Origin of the sequence: Rhodococcus sp. (in: high G+C Gram-positive bacteria) (assembly GCF_049591685.1) — a bacterium.
Lineage (GTDB): Bacteria > Actinomycetota > Actinomycetes > Mycobacteriales > Mycobacteriaceae > Rhodococcoides.
Genome location: NZ_JBAWFH010000158.1, coordinates 1 through 1,514 on the forward strand (window position 1 = coordinate 1; position 1,514 = coordinate 1,514).

At 65.2% G+C, this 1,514-nt stretch carries 2 protein-coding genes; one reads left to right on the plus strand and one right to left on the minus strand.

Annotation, left to right across the window (positions count from 1 at the left end; all coding sequences use genetic code 11):
• On the minus strand, nucleotides 1-452 hold a 452-nt coding region (locus tag WBQ44_RS06635), incomplete at its 3' end, for an RDD family protein (protein ID WP_495565930.1).
• Between the two features lie 206 nt (nucleotides 453-658).
• Here WBQ44_RS06635 and WBQ44_RS06640 point away from each other — a divergent pair.
• Nucleotides 659-1,420: a hypothetical protein gene (locus WBQ44_RS06640; protein WP_495565931.1), complete on the plus strand. Its 762-nt coding sequence runs from the start codon at nucleotides 659-661 to the stop codon at nucleotides 1,418-1,420.
• Nucleotides 1,421-1,514 lie beyond the last annotated feature (94 nt).

Consider the following 1,514-nt stretch of genomic DNA (forward strand, 5'->3'; position numbering starts at 1 on the left):
GGAGTGAACAGCTCGTCGATTGCTCGCTTCTGCCGGACCACCTCGGTGCTTGCCGTCCCGAGCCCGAACGGCCGCAGAAGTGCGCGTCGAACACCGATGGGGTCGCCGGTGTGCAGGTCCCGCACAACGAGATTCGTCCATCGCTTACCGGTGCTCTGACCTTCGTTGCCGTCCCGGAACCCTTGGTTCCACAGGAACAGCCCCAGTGCCACGCTCAGTGCTATCGCACCGAAGACGAACCTGTCGGCCTCCCCTCCGCCGTTCGCGTCTCGAAGCGAAGCGACGATCGACCACCCGATTCCCAAGGGGAGCAGGACTATTGCAAGGTCGACAATCGTGGCGGCGATGCGCGGCGCCCACGGCGCGACACCGGTGGGGACGTCTTCTTTCGAAAAGTCCTCGTCGATGCCGGGGTGAGGCCCTTTCGGGACAGACAATGGTGTCGTCGTCACTGGCGCGTGACTCCTCACTTCGATCGTTGGTCGGACGCTTAGGTTACGGAACCCTTCGTCATTCTGCGCCTTCAGGTTAGGCAAGCCAAGCCGAAAGGTGTGCGGCGGACCGATTGGTGGCCCGGACGCCGGATGCGCAATGGTTAGGCTAACCTATCATCAGTGGGCCTGTGATGCGCCCTGACGACGACGGAGGGAGTGTTTCGGTGTCACTGACGGTAACGACGTCCGATGCTTGGGCCGATGTGTATCGGTCGATCGAACGGGTCGGTCCGGGGAGCCCGCTGGATCGCTCGTGCGCAGGCCTACGCTCGCTCAATCCCGATTACCCACGCATGTACGCGGTTGCCGCGATGGCCGCCGAAACCAAGCGCCGTTGGTGGCAACTGGCCGCCGGCCTCGACGCCGACCGGACCGATCGCATGCTCAGCAGATCGCTCGAGGATCTCGAAGTGCCGGAAGCAGCTGCGGTACAGGTTGCGACGGCGCTGATTCACGCGATCGTCGGCCGTGTGACGGCCCTCGTGGTGCTGGACGGGCGGGCGTGGGATCCGGGAATCGACAATCTGTGGATCCACATGGACAGCGACGAGGGTATCGACTGGGCGGGGGTTGCTTCGCCTTTGATTCGGGTCCTGCCCGGTGACGCACTCGCGGGTCGGCCGGGCACGGTGACGCTCCCGTGCGAGGAGGCCCTGCTGGTGTGGACCGCGCATCGCTGCATCACTTCGCTCGAGGCGGTTCTTCGGTCCGTATCGCAGCGGGCACCGCTCGACGAGCGGACGTTCTGGAGTTCGGTGGGGGACTCGATCCTCGGCGCGTCGACGTACGTCCCGGCGCTTGCGGGTACTCACGCTGCGGACAGTGCTCGCCGCGGACAGGCTCTGCTCGACGCTTTCGTGGCTGCGGGTGCGCCGGTTCGATCACGAGCGTCCGGCTTGGGGCGGATCGGATGGCGCGCATCGTAGGGCTTGCCACTTGAGGTAAGCCTTCCCTACACTGAACAAGTACCACCGGACCGCGCCGGAGTCCTGAGGGCTGCAGTGACTCCCGGTCCTTGCC